Below are 17,527 nucleotides of genomic sequence, written 5' to 3'. Positions count from 1 at the left end.
TCCCCGTATCAGCGGATGCGTGCAACGCCGTGTACGGGGCAGCGCTTGTGCCCCCGGCACCTGGTGCCATGCTGGCGGCAGGCCCGCACGGCCGGGGCGGGCCGGAGGGTGAGGTGGAACGGCGTGCGGATGCCGCGGTGGAAGGCCCTCAGCGGTGCCCTGTTCCGGGTGCTCGCGGTCTGGCTCGTCTCCAGCCTCACCCTGCTCGCGCTCGCCGCGCTGCTGCCCGACTTCCGGCTGCAGTCGCCGGGCGGCGACAGCCTCACCCGTACCGCCGTCACCGCCGCGCTGGGCGCCGGCGCGTTCGGCCTGCTCAGCGCGCTGGTGTGGCCCGTGCTCGTGCGGGCCCTGCTGCTGGTGCCGGCACTCGTCCTGGGACTGCTGGTCTTCTTCCTCAATGGCTCCCTGCTGCTGCTCGCCCTGGATCTGATCCCCGAGGGACGCGGACAGGCCGCCCCGGAGACCGCGGTGATCGTCGCGGCCGTGATGTCCGCCGCCTCCTCCGCCACCTCCGCCTTCCTCGCGGTGCGCAATGACGAGGCCTACCACCGCAGACTCGTCCGGCTCGCCGGACGCCGCCGCGGCCGCCGGACCGGCCCCGCCCGCGGCCCGGCCACCCCGGGCACGGTCTTCCTCCAGCTCGACGGCGTGGGCCACGACCTGCTGTGCGAGGCCGTCCGGGGCGAGCGGCCGCTGATGCCGACCGTCGCCCGCTGGACCGGCGCCGGCCACCGCCTCACCCCCTGGCGCACCGACTGGTCCAGCCAGACCGGCGCCAGCCAGCTCGCCCTCCTGCACGGCAGCAACGAGGACGTACCGGCTTTCCGCTGGTACGAGAAGGACACCCGCACAGTCGTCGTCAGCAACCGGCCCAGCAGCGCCGCCGCACTCCAGCGCCGCGCCGTCGAGCGCACCGGCGACGGCGGACTGCTCGCCCACGACGGCGCCAGCCGCGGCAACCTCTTCAGCGGCGGCGCCGACCAGGTCGCCCTGGTGATGTCGGTGGCGGCCCGGCGCGGCAGGTACAACCGCTCCCGCTCCGGCTATTTCGCCTACTTCTCCGACCCGGCCAATGCGACCCGTACCGCCGTCTCCTTCGTCGCCGAGGTCGTCCGCGAGCTCGTCCAGTCACTGCGCACCCGCTTCCGCCGCGAACTGCCCCGGGTCACCCGAGGCGGCCTCTACCCCGTCATCCGGGCCTTCGCCACCGTCGTCGAGCGCGATGTGGTGGTCGCGGCCGTCATCGGCGACCTGCTCGCCGGCCGCACCGCCATCTACGCCGACCTCGTCGCCTACGACGAGGTGGCCCACCACTCCGGGCCCGCGCACCGCGACGCGCTCCAGGTCCTGCGCGGCCTCGACCGGGCCATCGCGCTGATCGCCAGGGCCGCCCGGCACGCACCGCGCCCCTACCGCATCGTGCTGCTCTCCGACCACGGCCAGAGCCACGGCCCGACGTTCCTGGAGCATTACGGGCTGAGCCTGGGCGATCTCGTCCGCGCCGGCTGCGGGCTGCCGGTACCCCGCCGCGCGGGACGCACGCCGAGCGGAGCCGAGGCCAGGGAGGCGGCGCGGGCCGCGCTGCACCGCCCCGAGGAGGCCGCGGGACAGCAACCGGAGCGGACGGCGGGCCCGGCCTCTTCCCAGCCCCTCGTGCTGGCCTCCGGAAACCTCGGTCTGGTGTCCTTCCCCGACGTGCCCGGCAGGATCACCCGCGAGGAACTGGACCGCAGACACCCCGCCCTGCTCTCCACCCTCGCCAACCACCCCGGCATCGGCTTTCTGCTGGTCCGCTCCGCGGTGCACGGCCCCGTGGTGCTCGGCCCGGCCGGCGCCGAGCACCATCTCGACACCGGCCGCCTCATCGGAGCCGACCCGCTGGCACCGTTCGGCGACGGCGCGGCCGACGCCGTACGCCGCACCGACCGCTTCCCGCACGCCGCCGACGTCATGGTCAACTCCGCCTGCGACCCGAAGACCGGCGCGGTACACGCCTTCGAGGAGCAGATCGGCTCGCACGGCGGGCTGGGCGGCGCACAGAGCCATCCCTTCCTCCTGTGGCCCGCCGAACTGACGCCGCCGGCCCCGGACGGCGAGACGCTGACCGGCGCCGAACAGGTGCACCGGGTGCTCCGCCGCTGGCTGGGGGAGGCCGAGGGGCCACAACTGCCCCTGGGACCCGCTGCGGACGAACTACGGCGCGGAGTGCGTCCGCCCGAAGGTTTTTCACCCCCGGACCCCGCCGCGCAGGACAAATCCCGTTGATTTTGGCGGACGCCGCCGATCGCCGACGATGAGCACCGCTCGGTAACCCCGGGTGCACAGCGCACGACGAGAGGCCCACCACGCCATGGACGACCGGCACACGCGCCGCTTCGGTCTGGGAACCGCCACCTGCCTAGTGATGGGCAACATCATCGGTGGCGGCATTTTTCTGCTGCCGGCATCGGTGGCCCCGTTCGGCACCGTCAGCCTCGTCGCCTTCGGCGTACTGACCGTCGGCGCCGTCGCCCTCGCCCTGGTCTTCGGCCGGCTCGCCGAGCGCCACCCGGACACCGGAGGCCCCTACGTCTACGCGCGCGAGGCGTTCGGCGACTTCGCCGGATTCCTCTCCGCCTGGTCGTACTGGACCATGACCTGGGTCAGCAACGCGGCGCTCGCGGTCGCCATCGTCGGCTACGTCCATGTCCTGCTCCCCGGCCGCCCCACCGACGCCACCGACCTCGCGATCGCTCTCGGCGCGCTCTGGCTGCCGGCCCTCGCCAACTTCGCCGGCACCCGCTACGTCGGCCTGGTCCAGACGGTCTCCACCGTCCTCAAGTTCATCCCGCTGCTCTTCATCGCCGTCGTCGGCCTGTTCTTCTTCGACCCGGCCAACCTCGGCTCGTTCCACGAAGGCAGCGGCAGCGCGCTCGGCGGGATGTCCGCGGCCGCCGCGATCCTGCTCTACTCCTACGTCGGTGTGGAGTCCGCCGCGATGAGCGCGGGCGAGGTCCGTGACCCGGAGCGGAACGTCGGCCGGGCCACCGTCCTCGGCACCATCGGCTCCGCCGTGGTCTACCTCCTGGGCACCGTAGCCGTCTTCGGCACCGTCGCCCACGACAAGCTGGTGAAGTCCCAGGCGCCGTTCTCCGACGCGGTGAACGCGATGTTCGGCGGGCACTGGGGCGGCACGGTCGTCGCGATCGCCGCCGTCGTCTCGATCATCGGCGCCCTCAACGGCTGGACCCTGATGAGCGCCCAGTCCCCGTACGCCGCGGCCAAGGACGGGCTGTTCCCCGCACCGTTCCTGACCAAGCGGCGCGGTGTGCCGACCTTCGGCGTCCTGGCCGCCGTCGTCCTGGCCAGCGCCCTCACGGTGCTCAATTACCTGATCGGCTCCGGCGGCGTCTTCGAGATCCTGGTACTGATCACCACCTTCTCGGCGACCGTGCCCTACCTCCTCGCCGCCGGCGCCCAGGTCTACTTCCTGCTCACCGGCCGCCGCGACAAGGTCCGCCCCGCCCGCTTCGCCCGCGATCTGACCCTCGCCCTGACCGCCTTCGGCTTCACCTTCTGGCTCGTCGCCGGCGCCGGCTACGCCGCGATCTACCAGGGCGTGCTCTTCCTGTTCGCCGGCATCCTCGTCTATGCCTGGATGGCGGCCCGTCGTACGGCGCGCCAGGAGGAGGCGGCGGCCGCGACGGCGCTGCCTACGCCCGCGGACCACGAAGCGGTTCCCCCACCCGCCGCAAGTGCCGCAGCGCCTCCGCATACGACCTGATCAGACCGGTCTCGTGGTACGGGACACCCAGCTCGGCGCAGTACGCCCGCACGATCGTCTGCGCACGCCGCAGATGCGGTGTCGGCATGCTGGGGAAGAGGTGGTGCTCGATCTGGTAATTGAGCCCACCGAGCAGGACGTCGGTCAGTACCCCGCCCCGGATGTTCCGTGAGGTCAGCACCTGACGGCGCAGGAAGTCCGGCCGGGTGCCGCCCGTCAGCGTCGGCATCCCCTTGTGATTGGGCGCGAAGGTGCACCCCAGGTAGACACCGAAGAGTGCCTGGTGGACGAGGAGAAAGGCGAGCGCCCTACCGGGCGACAGCACCAGGAACAGTGCGCTGAGATACAGGACGATATGCGTCAGCAACAGCGCCGCCTCGCTTCCCCAGTGCTTCATCGTGGGGGACCGCAGCGCCCGGATGCTCGACACCCGCAGGTTGAACCCCTCCAGCGTGAGCAGCGGGAAGAACAGCTGTGCCTGATAGCGGCCGATGAAGCGGGGCAGCCCCGTGGCGGCCCGCGCCTGGTCCCGCGACCACACCAGGATGTCCGGTGCGACATCCGGGTCCAGCTCCTCATGGTTGGGGTTGGCGTGGTGGCGGGTGTGCTTGTTCATCCACCAGCCGTACGACATCCCCACACCGAGGTTGCCGAACAGCAGACCGCCGACCTCACTCGGCCGGCGCCCGCGGAAGACCTGACGGTGCGCCACATCATGGGTGACCAGCGCGACCTGCGCGAACACCAACGCCAGGAACGCGGCCACGGCCATCTGCCACCAGCTGTCACCCAGCGCGAAGAACGCCACCCAGCCACCGGCGAACGCCATCGTCACGAGCGTGAGCCGCACGGTGTAGTAGCCGGGCCGGCGCCGCAACAGCCCCGCCGCCACAATGCGGCGCGACAGCCGTGCGAAATCGCTGCCCGCGGACGCCGTCGGACCGCCGGCCGAACGGGAGAACTCAAGACTCGTCGTCATACCGACGAGTCTTCTGACCCGGCCCCCACCCCGACAGCCGGTCCGCCCCCGCACCGAGCCGGGGGTTAGCGCTACCTCGGGGCTGTGCCTGCCTCCTCGCGCCGGGGCCCCGGGGCGCTCGCCGACTGCCCCGGGGCGCGCCGGTCATCCGTCACGGAGAGGGGGTGTGCGGGTCATCCGTTCGGGGTCCGGCCGGGCTCCCCGGCGCCACCACCCTCCGCACCAGCCTGGCCCGACAGGTCGACCTGGCCGTCGCCCCGGCTGAAGACGGGCAGCGCCCGCACCAGGTCGGGGGGAAGGGCGAGGCCCTCCTCGGTGGACGGGTTGACCGCCAGCCACAGGTCGTCCGCCGGCCAGTTCGCGGCCAGCTCGACAACGGGGATGCTGAGCGCGGCACCGGGATCTCCCCCGGCCGCCACCAGCGCGTCCTCGGTGGTGAAGACGGGGATGTACCGATTGCCGTCCTGCTCGATCACCGGCAGCGAGATGGCGCCCTCCGGACGCGGCTCCTCGCCCTCGACCGGCGGTGCCTGCGGCAGCAGGGCCATGCTGTTCGCGAGATCGACGAGGGCGGCCTGGGTATCCGCCGCCTCCGCCGCTGACGGCGCTCCCTCGGGGGACGAGGCTCCGCTCGGGGGCGCGTTTTCGTCGGGTGTCGGGGTGCTCATGGCTTGTCCTCTCGTCGGCGTCGCTCACCGGCCACCCGCTCGACACGGGCGGACACGGGTTTGCCGCAGTCGCCGCCGGATGCCGCCCAGCGGCACGGGGCCGGGGCAAGCGTGGCAATACCCCCCAGGCTATGCCGCTCCACGTTCTGCGCAACGTTCACGACGCCGCGGGGGCCGGTCACTCCCCCGGTGACCTGGACTTTTCATGCCGAGGAGCCCAACGGTGCAGACCAGCCTCGCAGAGCTGGTCGCCGTCGCCCCTCCAGCTGCTTCTCGATTGCGTCGCACACTCGCACCGAGGCCGGAAACGCCCCGACGCTGCTCACGGCGAAGACCGCGGTCACCCTCCAGCCAGCACCGGCAGCACCGTGGCACCGGCGCCCGACAGCCACCCGGATGCCGCACCCGGGCTTGCCTCGTTGCTCGTAGGTCAAAAGAGGCCAGGCTACCTGCCTGACGTGGCACTAGAGTTGCTTTGTGACGGTCCTCAACTGGTGCCAATTTGCAGCGACTTGCCTCGTCATCATGCTCACCTCTGTAGTACTTACGAGGATGGCGAGCTACGTGGTCTCCGCTTTTTCGCGAGCTCGACTGTGGCGGAGTGGAACCATCTCTTCCTTCCCGTTGTCGTTTACTCTCCGTGGAGCGCACCCCGCCGCCCGAGTGCGACTCAGCTGCCGGACCTTCGGGGTGCGCTTCTCCATACCTGGCCCCACGCTGACATGGATGATCAGGGATGGTTTTCGGGCCGGCATCGGTATTCCCTTGTTTGGGTTGATGAGTGCGTTCTACCTGCCAATGGCTTCCTTCATGCTGGGGATCTTGCTAGCCACGCCTCTCGTGAGAAGGGCGTACGAATCAGGTTTCGAGGAGCTGGGGCACAGAGGGCAGTTCTATTTCGCGATATTTCTCTTTGTCTTTGCCGTGTGCTGGTGGCCGCTTGAATTGCGCAGAATCAGAGGCGTTGCTGGAGAAGAGAGTTTCAGGAGGGCTTTCTATCTGTGCTGCCGGTGCATTGACGATTGCCTGCGCACGCAAGAGGGGGAAGTCCCACTGCTGCACCTTGACAGGGAGATTCATCGTTTTGGGCTGGCGCTGGTTCGCTTCGGGAAGTCTGGTTTGGTGCAGGGGAGCCCAGAGCGCAAGCGCCAACTGCTGGAGCACACAACCCGTGTGAGTGCTGCCCTCGACGCAAGCGCAGAGCGGCTGCTCAGAGACGGCGAGGACGCCATTCCGGATATGGTGAGGTGCCTTGTGGGAATCCTCGAACGGCTGGCGGATGAGAAGTGGCTCAATCTTGTAGATGAGACTGAACTACCGACTTACCAGCCCCCTTCGTCCGAGGAAATGGAATCCGAGATTCGCAGGGCAGACGGCCGTATCGTTCTTGTCGGTGCCACAGCCGCTGCGATACTCGTCGGGGTCATGATCGCCCTCGGGGTTCCCGCGGGTGCTGTGATTCCCGCAGCCCTGATCTTTCTGCTGGGGCCGGCGAGTATATGGGGTAGCAAAAAGCTCGGGAGTCCACGAGAGATGCTCGATGCCCTCAGGAGCGGTGTTACGCAGCCGACGGAACCACAACAGCCGACGAGTGCGCCATCGGCGCCGTCCTTGCCCTCACCCACTGCCCCGGTGCCGCATGATCCAACGGCTGTCCCGACTGACACGAACAGTCGGTCACGGAGCTGAGCTGACCGGCTTGGGGAGAACTGACCGGGAGCGGCACCGGCCGGCGATCCCACAGCGGATGCGCCGCCGTTCACGATCTTCCTCGCCGCCCTGCTTGCCTGCGTGACCTTCCATGTGACGGTGCAAATCCCGTCAGGCCTGCTGGGCAGCGCGTTCTACAGGTTGCAGGTCACGCGGATGGCACCGGACGAAGGGTGCTTCGCGCCGCTGGTGAGGCGCGCTCGGACGTACATTCCCGGGCAAACTTCGATCCCCTTCGGTTGAGTTCAGTCGCTGTTGTTCACCGTGCAACCATCGTGGGTCGTTGCCAGTCCTCCACATGCAACACGAATTCGTCAAACTGTGGAGGGGATCTCTCTTGCGTAAGCGTCCTGTCATCGCTGCTGCCGCCGCTGTCACTGCCGGCGCGCTGTCCTTTCTCGCCGCCACCCCGGCTCAGGCCGCGGAATACCACTCAGCGTTGAAGATTCGCGGCGTCCAGTACGACGCGCCCGGCCGGGACTCCAACAGCTGCTCCTCGGGCAACACGCACCAGGAGTACCTGACGATCAAGAACTACTCGTCGTCGGCGACCATCAACCTCAAGGGCTATGTCGTCAAGGACGCCACCGGCAATCGCTTCACCTTCACCGCCAGCCACTACCTCCAGCCCGGGGACTATGTGAAGCTCCGTGGTGGTCACGGCACCGACAGCGACACGTACAACGTGGTCTATCGCGACAACTGCAACTTCATGTGGAACAACGACCGCGACACGATCTACCTGTACAAGCCCTCCGGCAGCCGCTCGGATGTCCACTCCTACACAAGGAGCGGCTCCGACTCCGACGGCAACGGCTACATCCGCTATCACAGCTGAGCGAGATACCCGCGGCCCACCTCCTGAGCAGAGGTGACCGTGCACCACCGTGCACACAACGCCGCCGAGCAAGGCCGTACAGGACCCGGCGCCCAACCACCCTGTACGGCCCCCCACCCGCGCACGCCCTCTGCAGCCCCACTTGCCCCCGCAGCTACGCCGCAGTCTCCGGGTCGGCCGGCAGGAAGGTTTCCACCGCGAGTTCGGAGACGGTCACATCCACGGGGGTGTGGAAGGTGGAGCGGGAGGAGAGTATGCGGCAGTACCGACCCGCGAGTCGCTCAGTAGGGTGTCGGCATGATTCGGGCTGTGGTCTTCGATGTCGGCGAGTGCCTGGTCGACGAGACGCGGGAGTACGGGACCTGGGCTGACTGGCTCGGGGTGCCGCGGCATACCTTCGCGGCGATGTTCGGCGCGGTCATCGCACAAGGACGGGACTACCGCGAGGTGTTCCAGGAGTTCCGGCCCGGGTTTGACCTGTACGAGCAGCGCGACGCGCGCGCCGCTGCGGGCCAGCCGGAACACTTTGATGAGTCAGATCTCTACTCCGACGTACGGCCCGCCCTGGCGCAGTTGCGCGGCGAGGGCCTGTGGCTTGGCATCGCAGGGAACCAAACCGTACGGGCGGGCGGGATCCTCCGCGGCTTGTTCGCCAACGATGTCGACCTGATCGGTACGTCGGATGACTGGGGAGCCAGCAAGCCCGATCTGCTCTTCTTCGAGCGCGTGGCCGACGTTGTTCCCTTCGAGAACGACCAGATTCTGTATGTCGGGGACCGCGTGGACAACGACCTGAGGCCCGCGGTGGCCGCGGGTATACACACGGCACTCGTTCACCGAGGCCCGTGGGCCACGATCCAGTGGGACACCGTGGAGGCGCGCAGGCTTCCCACGTTCCGTATCGAGTCGCTGTTGGAGCTGCCGGAGGCCATCGCGCAGTTCAACGGGCGAGAGCGCTGACCGTCGTAGCCCATCCGTACAGCCGGTCGTCGAGGTCGCGCACACACTGGTCGTGTTGGTGCGGGGCGAGTGCTCGCCGCACTTCCCGGATGCGGTCCATGCCCGTCGCATACCAGGTGACCTCCAACTGGTCGAGGGCAAGGCAGGCGTACCGGCATGCTTCCTCTGGTTGACCGGCTGCGGTCTCGACCGCAGCCAGATCGCCATAGATGACGGTGCGCTGCTTGTCCTCCGAGGCCGACATCTGTTCCAGGACAGCGAGCAGCGTTGCGCGGGCTTGCGGCAGGTGGCCGGCCGTCAATTGGGTGTGGCCCTTGAATGCGGCCAGACGTACCGGACTGAACCAGTCCATCCATGCGGGCGTGGTGTGTTCGGACCCTGCAGCGAGTGTGTCCTCGGCATGCCTGATCAAGTGCAGTGCGGTGCGGGTGCTCCCGCACCGGGTCTCGCACTCGGCCTCGACGGCATCGAGCCACGCCCAGAACTCGGCCGAGGCAGGGCCACGGCGGGCATATGTACGGGCAGCGACCATGCGCTCCCCAGCGGTTTCACGCTCTCCCGCCCACCCGGGGATGAAGGCTGTGTGCGCGAGGATCGCGGATCCGATCAGGGAATCGTCCGCCTCGCCGGCGGCCTGTAGAGCACGGAGCAGGGTCGCGCCGGCGCCATCAGGCTCTCGAAGGTCGAAGAACTCGATACGCCCAGCGAGCAGCCACGTCTCAGCGAGTGCCGCAGCCATGGTGCGGCGCGTCTGTCCGGCGGTCCCGGGAAGCAGCACGCAGCCGAGGTCGGCATGGGCGATGACGGCTGGGTGAAGGGCGGTGGGAGCCACGGACCAATACAGACGTCGATGGGAGCGAGTGACGCTTGCGTAGTCGGCCGCCGCTGATGCGGGCTGCATCGGCGTAGCGGACTGTGAAGGCACGGTGGACAGGTGGCTGCTGGCACTTCTTGGGGCGACGGGGGTGTAACTACGGTGCGCGGTGGGGTGGTCGCGGCCGGGCGGAACGGTGAAGCCGAGGGCTTCCATATCCTGGCCGGTCAGCTGCGTCAGGCGCTGTTGCATGTCCGGATGAGGCCATGGCGGATTGTCGGATTCCCAGCGTCGGACTTGTCGTACGCCTACGCCGAGCGCCTCGGCGAAGATCTGCTGGGTGTGGTAACCAGCCGCAACACGGGCGGACTTGAGCTTGGCGTTCCCTGCGGGCCTCATCACGGTGCACCTCCGTCGTGGGGTTGCCGACAGTGTCTCCCTGAAGCCCTCACCCTGGCTACTCATCACCCGTGAGGCATCGTCAAAGTCCCATTTGCTGCTCACAAAAGACCTTTTGAAGCCCTCGCACTGGGCGATTTGAAGGGCCAGCCTTGATGCACGTTGACCGAGCAACGGTGTGAAAGGAGCCGCACTATGCCCACCACCCGAGGTCCTTCCGAAGGCGACCGAGACTCCGCATCCCGTGGCCCGGAAGCAATTGACGTGGTCACCATCGAACAGACCATTGAGATGGCATTGGGCGTAAGCCGCGGCCAGCTCCAGGTGAGCACGCTCGTCGACCTTGAGGCGCAGCTGCGCGGCCATATCGCGTTACTTCGGGAGCCTGCCCGGAAGGCCACTGACCGGATGTGGCAGGGCGGCACCAAGTGGCATCGGCATATCACGCGGTTGGACGGCATCGAGCGTCAGACAGAGCAGGAACTGAACCCGCTTCCGTTCGGTGCTCTGATCGAGGTGCAGCTGATGGCGCGCGATTGCCAATGGCTGCTCGACGGCTACAAGGAGAACTGGCGATGATCGAAGGACGGTGCCCCGGCCGCCGCCGGGTTTTGACCTCAGAGGCTGCCTGGTGAGCGCCCGTCATCCGGAGGTCGGCGATGAAGTCGAGTACGCTCCCGGCCGTCGAGCCGTCGTGACGGACATCCGGAGAGGCGACTACTACCTCCGAACGTCCGGAAACCGGGAGTGGCCGGTGCAGGACCCCGACCAGTTGATGGTGAGGCGGACGCGTGCTGAGCGGACCGCGTCGGGAGATCTCTGATGAGCGGCGTGCACGCGCGGCCGGATCCGGCCGCGCGTCGTCTCGCCCGCTTAGTGGTCGGCTCCGGAAGTCCTTCGGGGGTTGATCACGCTGCCAGGGCGATGGAGGATTCTTGCTGGTGATCGGCGGTGTGCCGGTCGAGCCTGGCCAGTAGATCGTCCAGGTCGGAGGTGGTGAACTTCCACTGGAACGGCTGTGCTGTGGCGTTGTAGCGGTCTTCGAAGGCTCGAAGCCGGTCCTTGACCTCGCCGAGGTCGGTGAAGTCGTTGGGTGAGACGACCTTGCGCTGGACGACGGAGAAGTAGATCTCCACCTGGTTGAGCCAGGAGGCGTGTACCGGGGTATGAACCATGACCGCGTTGGGGAAGGCGGCGGCCAGGCGATCGGCGGCTTTCTTGGCTGCGGTCGGCTAGCCCGGGTATGCCGTTCTCGGCGAACCGGCCCCGCCACTTCCGCACGGTGTCCAGGTGCAGGCCCGTCTCCCGAGTGATGCGCGCGTTGGAGCGGCCCCTGGCCGCATGCAGCACGATCTGCGCGCGCATCCGGGCCTGGTAGGGGGTCTTGTGGCCATAGGCCATCTTCTTCAGTCGATGCCTTTACGAGGCAGTCAGGAATATCGAGCAGGCGGAGGCAACAGGCAAGACAGGCAGGCCGATCAGCAGAAGTCGATCTCCTGGAGCAGGGATCGGTGATAGAGCCGGAGAACCTGGCCCAGGTCTCCTCGCACCTGACCGAGCGCAGCCAGCGGTTCGGCGAGTACTCCACGCACGAGCTGGGCATCCAGCCCGCGGCGTACGGCCCGAAGCTGGACGTCGACTTCACCCGCTCCAGGACGACGCGCCAGGCAGGGTCAGGTGCCGGCGAGCCGCCTGACGAGGCGGCTCGTCGTAGGGTCAGCGGGAGTCGGTGAGGTCGCGGCGGGCAGGTACCGAGGCGTTCGCCGCTGTAGGTTTCGGCACGAAAATGTAGGCGAGTACGGAGCCGATGATCCCGGCCGCCGCGGCGACGGTCAGGGCCCGGTTCAGGCCCTCGGGCAGAGCGGCGCCGCTCTGCTGGAACAGTACGCCGAAGACCGCGACCCCCAGCGTTTGCCCCAGTTGTCGGAAGGTGGTCATGGCCCCGGCGGCCATGCCTCCTCGCTCCGGCGGAAGCGCCGCGAAGACCGCGGCTCCCATCGCCGGGCCCATCAACCCCACACCTACGCCGGTCAGGGCCAGCCCTGCCGCAAGGGAGCTGGCAGAAGAACCCACGTCCAGCCCTGTCTGCACCGCACAACCGATCCCGCTGAGCAGCAGGCCAGTGGTGAGAATGGCGCGCGGAGACTTCCCGTGCAGCCTGCGCCCACTGATCAGCGAGGTGGCAAAGGAAGCCAGCGCGAGCGGCATGAGCGCGAGCCCGGCGCGTACCGGCCCCAGGCCGAGCCCCGACTGCAGCCACACCGAGGTGTAGACGAGCGCCGCGAAGGCGGCCGTGGAGGCGACCACGCACATCATCACGGCCGAGAAGGAAGCCCGGGCAAACAGCCGTACGTCCAGCAGCGGCGCAGGGCTGTGCAGCTCAACGCGAGCAAAGATGATGAGGGCGAGTGCGGCAAGCGCCAGCAGGCTCAGCACCGCAGGGGAGGTCCAGCCCTCTTCACCAGCCAACGTCATGGCGTAGGTCAGCGAGCCCGCGCACAGGGCAAAGGCGATCATGCCTGGCAGGTCGATGCGCGTCCCGGCACTCTGCCGCCCCGGAGCCAGGACCCGCAGGGACAGCGCGGCGGTAACAGCGATGAGAGGGATATTGAGAAAGAAGACCGCCCGCCAGCTGACGTACTGGGTGAGAATGCCGCCGAGCATCGGCCCCACTGCGGCGGCAAGGCCGGTCACCGCGCCGAAGACGCCCATCGCCCGTCCCATGTCGGGTCCCCGGTAACAGGAGCCGATCAGAGCGAAGGTGGTCACGGCCATTGCCGCGCCACCGATGCCCTGCACTCCGCGGGCTGTGACCAGTACACCCGCGTTCGGGGCCAAGCCGCAGATCAGCGAGGCGATGCCGAACACCACCAGACCAGCGACGTACACCGTTCGCGCGCCGAACCGGTCCACCAGAGACCCCATCGTGAGCATCAGCACGGCCAGGACCAGCGTGTAGATGTTGGCCACCCACTGCAGTGCGGACAGCGAGGCGGACAGCCCCTCCCCGATATCGGGAAGCGCGACAGACAACACGGTGGTATCGAGCAGGAACATAAAGGTGCCAAGACAGACGGCCACCAGCGGCCACCACTTGCGCATAAGGCTTCCTCCGCAGAACGTGTCGGACGCCTCCCACGGTCCGGATCAACGCCCGCATGCCGCCACCCAGCCCCTCATGCCTGACGGATACTGGCACACTTATTCCTTATGAAGACGGATACCGTCACCCTGGATGACGTTGATCAGGGGCTGGTGCATGCCCTGCAGATCGACGGCCGGGCCCCGCTCCGCCTCATCGGCCAAGCCCTCGGCGTCTCCGAGAACACCGTCGCCCGCCGCTACCGCCGCCTGCGCACAGCTGGCATCCTCCGCGTAGTCGGCACCCTCAACGGTGCCCGCCTCGGCTATGACGCCTGGACCATCCGGCTGCAGTGCACACCAGACGCAGCAACCGCCATCGCCAAGGCCCTCGCTGCCCGCCCCGACACCTCCTACGTCTACTTGCTCTCCGGCGGCACCGAGATTTCATGCAGCGTCCAAACACCCACCACAGACGAGAGCGAAACGCTACTGCTGCACAAGCTCCCCAGAACCAGCCGCATCACCGACGTCTCCGCCCACCTACTGCTCGGCAACTACGCCCTGCCCAACAACTGGGCCGGGCCCACCCATCTCGCCCCCGACCAGGCCGCGCTACTCACCCCGCCGCCCGTCGAAACTACCGACGCCTCCCTGGAGCCCGTGGACGGCCCACTCTTTGACCTCCTGTCACAAGACGGACGGGCGAGCCACACCGAACTCGCCGCCGCCACCGGTGTGTCCGAATCAACCGTGCGACGCCGACTCACCGACCTGCGCCAGTCCGGGGCGCTCACCTTCCTTGTCGATATCCCGCCGGCCGCCCTCGGCTTCCGTGCCGAAGCTCGCCTGTGGATGGCCGTTCGCCCCTCCCAGCTCACCGCCGTGGCCTCCGCGATGGCTGACCATCCCGAGGTCTCGCTCGTGGCCCAAACCACGGGGCCGACCAACCTGCTCGCGGCCGTCAACTGCAGGGACTCCCTGGACCTGGCACGGTACTTGGCCGAGCGGATCGCGTCACTGGACGCGATCCACACGATCGAGACGGCCCCCGTCATCCGCACGGTGAAACGAGCCGGAGCCCTGCTCCCGTTCGAACGCTGAGCCACGAACAGCTCGCGAGGGACCCGGCCCGCCAGGCTGGCCGACATCGACGCCCTTGCCCACCAGACCGTTTAGCACCGCGATGCGCGTCCCAGAAAGAGCAATTGCGGCAGCCGACAAGCTGGGTGCCCCACCCCGACACCACCACGTACAACACACGGCCCGAAGTCAACCCCCGAAAGACTTCCAGAACGGACCACTTAGGCCCGCGCCTCGGCAGGGCGTCGGTGTGCCCGCCGGGCCGGCGGAGGGGCCTGGTTCCCTCCGTCATTACCTCCCGAGTAATCGACCCCCACCCCACCACCCGGCAAGGTGAAGCCATCGGTTCACGGGCCGGCGCACTCCGGCCCGTGGATCGGTGCCAGGCAGTGGTGCGGTTCGGGGCATCACGCATCACGCATCACGCGATACGCATCACGAGGAGTGGGAGTACGTCATGACGCAGCAACAGGAGCAGAACGTTCAGCAGGCGCCTCACGCGGGGGACCCGTACACGGTTGCCGTTGCGCGGTACTTCGAGGCGTGGAATGCGCGTGAGGAGGGGGCGCTGGGGAAGGCCGTCGGGGCGGCGTGCTGTGAGGACGTCACGTACACCGATCCGTTGGCCGATGTCGCGGGGCACGAGGGGCTGGCGGCTGTGATCGCCGGGGCCCATGTGCAGTTCCCCGGTCATGTCTTCCGGCAGCTGGGTGAGGTGGACGGCCACCACGACATCGCGCGGTTCGGGTGGGAGCTGGTCAGTGTGGCGGACGGGTCGGCGCCGGTGGCCGGGTTCGATGTGATCCGGCTGGGGGAGGACGGGCGGGTCCGGTCCGTCCTCGGGTTCCTGGACCGGGTGCCTGCTGTGTGAGCCCGCCCCGCCCCTACAACTCCACCGCCCGCAGATACGCCGCCGTCTCCGGATCGGCCGGCAGGAGGGTTTCCACCGCGAGTTCGGAGACGGTCACATCCATGGGGGTGTTGAAGGTGGCGATGGTCGAGATGAAGGACAGCACCGTGTTGTCGTGTTCGATCATCATGGGGAGGGCGAAGGGGCAGTGCTCGCCGAGGGCGGCTGTTTCGTGGCCGCCCGGTGGAGGGGGGTAGGCGCACACCTCGTCGTAGAGCGCGCGCAGGGGGGCGGAGCGCATCAGGGCCAACTGCCGCTCCACCTGGGAGAGAAGGTGGCCGCGCCACTCCCGGTAGTTGCGGATGCGGGGGGCCAGGCCGTCGGGGTGCATGGTGATCCGCAGGGCGTTCAGCGGCGGCCGCAGCAACGAGGGGGCGACGTCCTCCAGCAGCATGAGGATGCCGCGGTTGGCCGCCTGGACGTCGTAGGTCCCGTCGACCACCAGCGCGGGGAACGGTTCGTAGCCGGTCAGCAGGCGTTCCATACCGGAGCGCAGGGCGGCCATCGACGGATCGTCCAGCGGGGTCTCCGGGAAGGTCGGGGCGTAGCCCGCCGCGATCAGCAGGGCGTTGCGCTCCCGTACGGGGACGTCGAGATGTTCGGCGAGCCGGAGGACCATCTCCTGGCTGGGGCGGGAGCGGCCGGTCTCGATGAAGCTGATGTGGCGGGCGGAGGAGTCGGCGCGCAGCGCCAGTTCCAGCTGGCTGATCCGGCGCCGGCCGCGCCATTCACGCAACAGTGTGCCCACACCCGTGGTCGTCTCCGGCGAGGACGCCGCAGCAGTTGTCATGGGAGGGACGGTAGCCGAGGGGTGGGTGGTGCGGGCAGGCAGACCAGGGGGCAAGCCATACGGGAGCGGGTGTGTGCCGTGCCGCCGTTACGAGGGAAAGGGGCGGCGGCGTGCCAGGGTGGGAGTGGCGTGGCCGGCGCGGCAGGAGGCGGCGGCCGGACAGTGATACGTATCGGGAGCCGGCTCATCGGTGCCGGCACACGGCGAGAGGCGAGCGCGATGAATGCTCAGGTGGAACCGCTCAGTGCGACGGACGTCGAGGAGCGTCTCGCGGAGCTGCCGGGATGGTCCGTCGAGGGTGAGCAGCTGCGCCGGCGCTACCTCTTCCACGGGCACTTTCCGGCCGCCGCCATGGTCCTCCACATCGCGCAGATCCAGGAGGAGTTGGGGCACCACGCGGATCTCACCCTGGGCTACAACCGCATCGACATCGCGGTGAACACCCACAGCATCGGCGGCCGGATCACCCACCTCGACTTCGGTCTCGCCCGCCGTATCGAGGAGATCGCGCCGGGCCACGGGGTGCGCTGACCCGGCGCGGGCTCAGCTGCCGGTGCGGGGCCGAACCACCCGCCCCGCACGTGCCAGCTCCACATTGAACTGGGCGCCGGACAGCAGCGACAGATGGGAGAACCACAGCCAGATCAGGAACACCACCGGCCCCGCGAGCGAGCCGTAGAGCCGGTTGAAGGTGCCGACGTACGAGGCGTAGAGGGCGAATCCGGCGGAGGAGATCAGCCAGAGGAGCACGGCGACCACGCCGCCGGGGGCCGCCCTGCGCACACCGCGGGAACTGGGCGGTCCGGAACGGAACAGCACCATCGCCAGCACCGTGGCCAGGAGCAGCAGCAGCGGCCACTTCAGCACGTTCCAGGTCGCCTCGCCCGCCTCCCCGAGCCCCACGGCCCGGCCCAGCGCGGTCGCGATCGGCCCGCTCACCAGCAGCGCCACCGCACTGCTGATCAGCAGCGCCATCAGCAGCAGCGCCGTGCACAGGATGCGCGGCGCCTTGCGCCACGGCGGCCGGTCGTCCTTCGTGCGGTGCATGGCGTGCAGTGCACGGCGGAACACCGCCAGATAGCTGCAGGACGACCACAGCGCACTGATCAGGGCGCCACCCACCACCACCCATGCGGCGGTCCGCTGCTGCGCCATGCCGGCCAGCGCCCGGTGGACGGTCGGGCCCGCCTCGGCCGGGGCGAGCGAACTGATCTGGTTGATGAGCTGTTCGGTGGCCGGCGGATCGGCGAGACCGATCAGCGAGACCGTGACGATCAGCGACGGCAGCAGCGCCAGCACCGAGTAGTACGTCAGGCTCGCGGCCCAGTCCGTCACATCGTCGTGCCACACGGACAGCGGCGTACGGCGTAGCGCGGTGCGGCACTGGGCCCAGGTCGGCAGCGCGGCCGGCTGCCTCGGCCCCGCCGCCCCGAGTGCCCGGTCCAGCAGTGTCCGGTCCAGCTCGCGGCGCATACCGCTCCCGCCCATGTCGTATCCGTCCTTTTCTCCGTCGGCCCGCCCTGCATCATCTC

17 protein-coding genes and 2 pseudogenes are annotated in these 17,527 nt (G+C 68.7%); 10 read left to right on the top strand and 9 right to left on the bottom strand.

Annotation, left to right across the window (positions count from 1 at the left end):
- Nucleotides 1-129: 129 nt before the first annotated feature.
- A complete protein-coding gene (locus SLV14N_RS06840; RefSeq protein WP_263273043.1) occupies nucleotides 130-2,265 on the top strand; it encodes a phage holin family protein in 2,136 nt (711 codons plus the stop codon).
- Nucleotides 2,266-2,350: 85 nt separating this feature from the next.
- Entirely contained in the window at nucleotides 2,351-3,763 is a 1,413-nt protein-coding gene (locus SLV14N_RS06835) for an amino acid permease (protein WP_208680204.1), read from the top strand.
- On the opposite strand, the gene SLV14N_RS06830 is transcribed toward SLV14N_RS06835, so the two are convergent.
- Nucleotides 3,693-4,742 carry an acyl-CoA desaturase gene (locus SLV14N_RS06830; protein WP_263268593.1) on the bottom strand — a complete coding sequence of 350 codons (1,050 nt, stop codon included), beginning with the start codon at nucleotides 4,740-4,742 and terminating at the stop codon, nucleotides 3,693-3,695. The genes SLV14N_RS06835 and SLV14N_RS06830 overlap by 71 nt on opposite strands.
- A 173-nt stretch (nucleotides 4,743-4,915) precedes the next feature.
- Nucleotides 4,916-5,410, bottom strand: coding sequence for an SseB family protein (locus SLV14N_RS06825; protein WP_208680202.1), 495 nt, complete (start codon nucleotides 5,408-5,410; stop codon nucleotides 4,916-4,918).
- A gap of 726 nt (nucleotides 5,411-6,136) precedes the next feature.
- On the opposite strand from SLV14N_RS06825, the gene SLV14N_RS06820 reads away from it, so the two are divergent.
- Nucleotides 6,137-7,099 carry a hypothetical protein gene (locus SLV14N_RS06820; protein ID WP_263268592.1) on the top strand — a complete coding sequence of 321 codons (963 nt, stop codon included), beginning with the start codon at nucleotides 6,137-6,139 and terminating at the stop codon, nucleotides 7,097-7,099.
- Nucleotides 7,100-7,457: 358 nt separating this feature from the next.
- Nucleotides 7,458-7,958, top strand: a complete 501-nt coding sequence (locus SLV14N_RS06815; protein WP_263268591.1) for a lamin tail domain-containing protein — start codon at nucleotides 7,458-7,460, stop codon at nucleotides 7,956-7,958.
- A gap of 154 nt (nucleotides 7,959-8,112) precedes the next feature.
- Here SLV14N_RS06815 and SLV14N_RS06810 read toward each other — a convergent pair.
- Nucleotides 8,113-8,211: pseudogene (locus tag SLV14N_RS06810) on the bottom strand (transcriptional regulator); the annotation flags it as partial.
- 44 nt (nucleotides 8,212-8,255) lie between these two features.
- Between SLV14N_RS06810 and SLV14N_RS06805 the strand changes: the two are divergent.
- A complete protein-coding gene (locus SLV14N_RS06805; RefSeq protein ID WP_263268590.1) occupies nucleotides 8,256-8,918 on the top strand; it encodes an HAD family hydrolase in 663 nt (220 codons plus the stop codon).
- On the opposite strand, the gene SLV14N_RS06800 is transcribed toward SLV14N_RS06805, so the two are convergent.
- Nucleotides 8,899-10,131 (bottom strand): helix-turn-helix domain-containing protein, encoded by a 1,233-nt coding sequence (locus tag SLV14N_RS06800; protein ID WP_263268589.1) that lies wholly within the window; start codon nucleotides 10,129-10,131, stop codon nucleotides 8,899-8,901. The two genes, SLV14N_RS06805 and SLV14N_RS06800, sit on opposite strands and share 20 nt — an antisense overlap.
- A gap of 195 nt (nucleotides 10,132-10,326) precedes the next feature.
- On the opposite strand from SLV14N_RS06800, the gene SLV14N_RS06795 reads away from it, so the two are divergent.
- Nucleotides 10,327-10,710, top strand: coding sequence for a DUF6415 family natural product biosynthesis protein (locus SLV14N_RS06795; protein ID WP_263268588.1), 384 nt, complete (start codon nucleotides 10,327-10,329; stop codon nucleotides 10,708-10,710).
- Nucleotides 10,711-11,039: 329 nt separating this feature from the next.
- Here SLV14N_RS06795 and SLV14N_RS06790 read toward each other — a convergent pair whose 3' ends face one another.
- Complete coding sequence (locus SLV14N_RS06790; protein WP_263268587.1) at nucleotides 11,040-11,306, bottom strand: hypothetical protein; 267 nt, start codon at nucleotides 11,304-11,306, stop codon at nucleotides 11,040-11,042.
- A gap of 64 nt (nucleotides 11,307-11,370) precedes the next feature.
- Nucleotides 11,371-11,496, bottom strand: a pseudogene (locus SLV14N_RS38945) (helix-turn-helix domain-containing protein); the annotation flags it as partial.
- 146 nt (nucleotides 11,497-11,642) lie between these two features.
- On the opposite strand from SLV14N_RS38945, the gene SLV14N_RS06785 reads away from it, so the two are divergent.
- Nucleotides 11,643-11,864 carry a hypothetical protein gene (locus SLV14N_RS06785; RefSeq protein ID WP_263268585.1) on the top strand — a complete coding sequence of 74 codons (222 nt, stop codon included), beginning with the start codon at nucleotides 11,643-11,645 and terminating at the stop codon, nucleotides 11,862-11,864.
- Here the strand turns inward: SLV14N_RS06785 and SLV14N_RS06780 are convergent.
- Nucleotides 11,848-13,233 carry an MFS transporter gene (locus SLV14N_RS06780; protein WP_263268584.1) on the bottom strand — a complete coding sequence of 462 codons (1,386 nt, stop codon included), beginning with the start codon at nucleotides 13,231-13,233 and terminating at the stop codon, nucleotides 11,848-11,850. The genes SLV14N_RS06785 and SLV14N_RS06780 overlap by 17 nt on opposite strands.
- 108 nt (nucleotides 13,234-13,341) lie before the next feature.
- Between SLV14N_RS06780 and SLV14N_RS06775 the strand changes: the two genes are divergently transcribed.
- Both SLV14N_RS06775 and SLV14N_RS06770 read left to right on the top strand, forming a co-directional pair.
- Nucleotides 13,342-14,316, top strand: a complete 975-nt coding sequence (locus tag SLV14N_RS06775) for an Lrp/AsnC family transcriptional regulator (protein WP_263268583.1) — start codon at nucleotides 13,342-13,344, stop codon at nucleotides 14,314-14,316.
- Nucleotides 14,317-14,752: 436 nt separating this feature from the next.
- Complete coding sequence (locus tag SLV14N_RS06770) at nucleotides 14,753-15,166, top strand: nuclear transport factor 2 family protein (protein WP_263268582.1); 414 nt, start codon at nucleotides 14,753-14,755, stop codon at nucleotides 15,164-15,166.
- A 13-nt stretch (nucleotides 15,167-15,179) separates the two neighbouring features.
- Here the strand turns inward: SLV14N_RS06770 and SLV14N_RS06765 are convergent, their stop codons facing one another.
- Nucleotides 15,180-15,995, bottom strand: a complete 816-nt coding sequence (locus tag SLV14N_RS06765; RefSeq protein ID WP_208680198.1) for a helix-turn-helix domain-containing protein — start codon at nucleotides 15,993-15,995, stop codon at nucleotides 15,180-15,182.
- Nucleotides 15,996-16,214: 219 nt separating this feature from the next.
- Here SLV14N_RS06765 and SLV14N_RS06760 point away from each other — a divergent pair, with 219 nt between their 5' ends.
- Nucleotides 16,215-16,526, top strand: a complete 312-nt coding sequence (locus tag SLV14N_RS06760) for a 4a-hydroxytetrahydrobiopterin dehydratase (RefSeq protein ID WP_263268581.1) — start codon at nucleotides 16,215-16,217, stop codon at nucleotides 16,524-16,526.
- 12 nt (nucleotides 16,527-16,538) lie between these two features.
- Here SLV14N_RS06760 and SLV14N_RS06755 read toward each other — a convergent pair whose 3' ends face one another.
- Entirely contained in the window at nucleotides 16,539-17,483 is a 945-nt protein-coding gene (locus SLV14N_RS06755) for a YihY/virulence factor BrkB family protein (protein ID WP_208680196.1), read from the bottom strand.
- Nucleotides 17,484-17,527: the final 44 nt, after the last annotated feature.

This window comes from Streptomyces sp. Je 1-4 4N24 (assembly GCF_026239515.1).
In the GTDB taxonomy this organism is placed as follows: Bacteria; Actinomycetota; Actinomycetes; order Streptomycetales; family Streptomycetaceae; genus Streptomyces; species Streptomyces nigrescens.
Note: the sequence above shows the minus strand (reverse complement) of the source record. Positions and strands in the feature narration are given on the sequence as shown.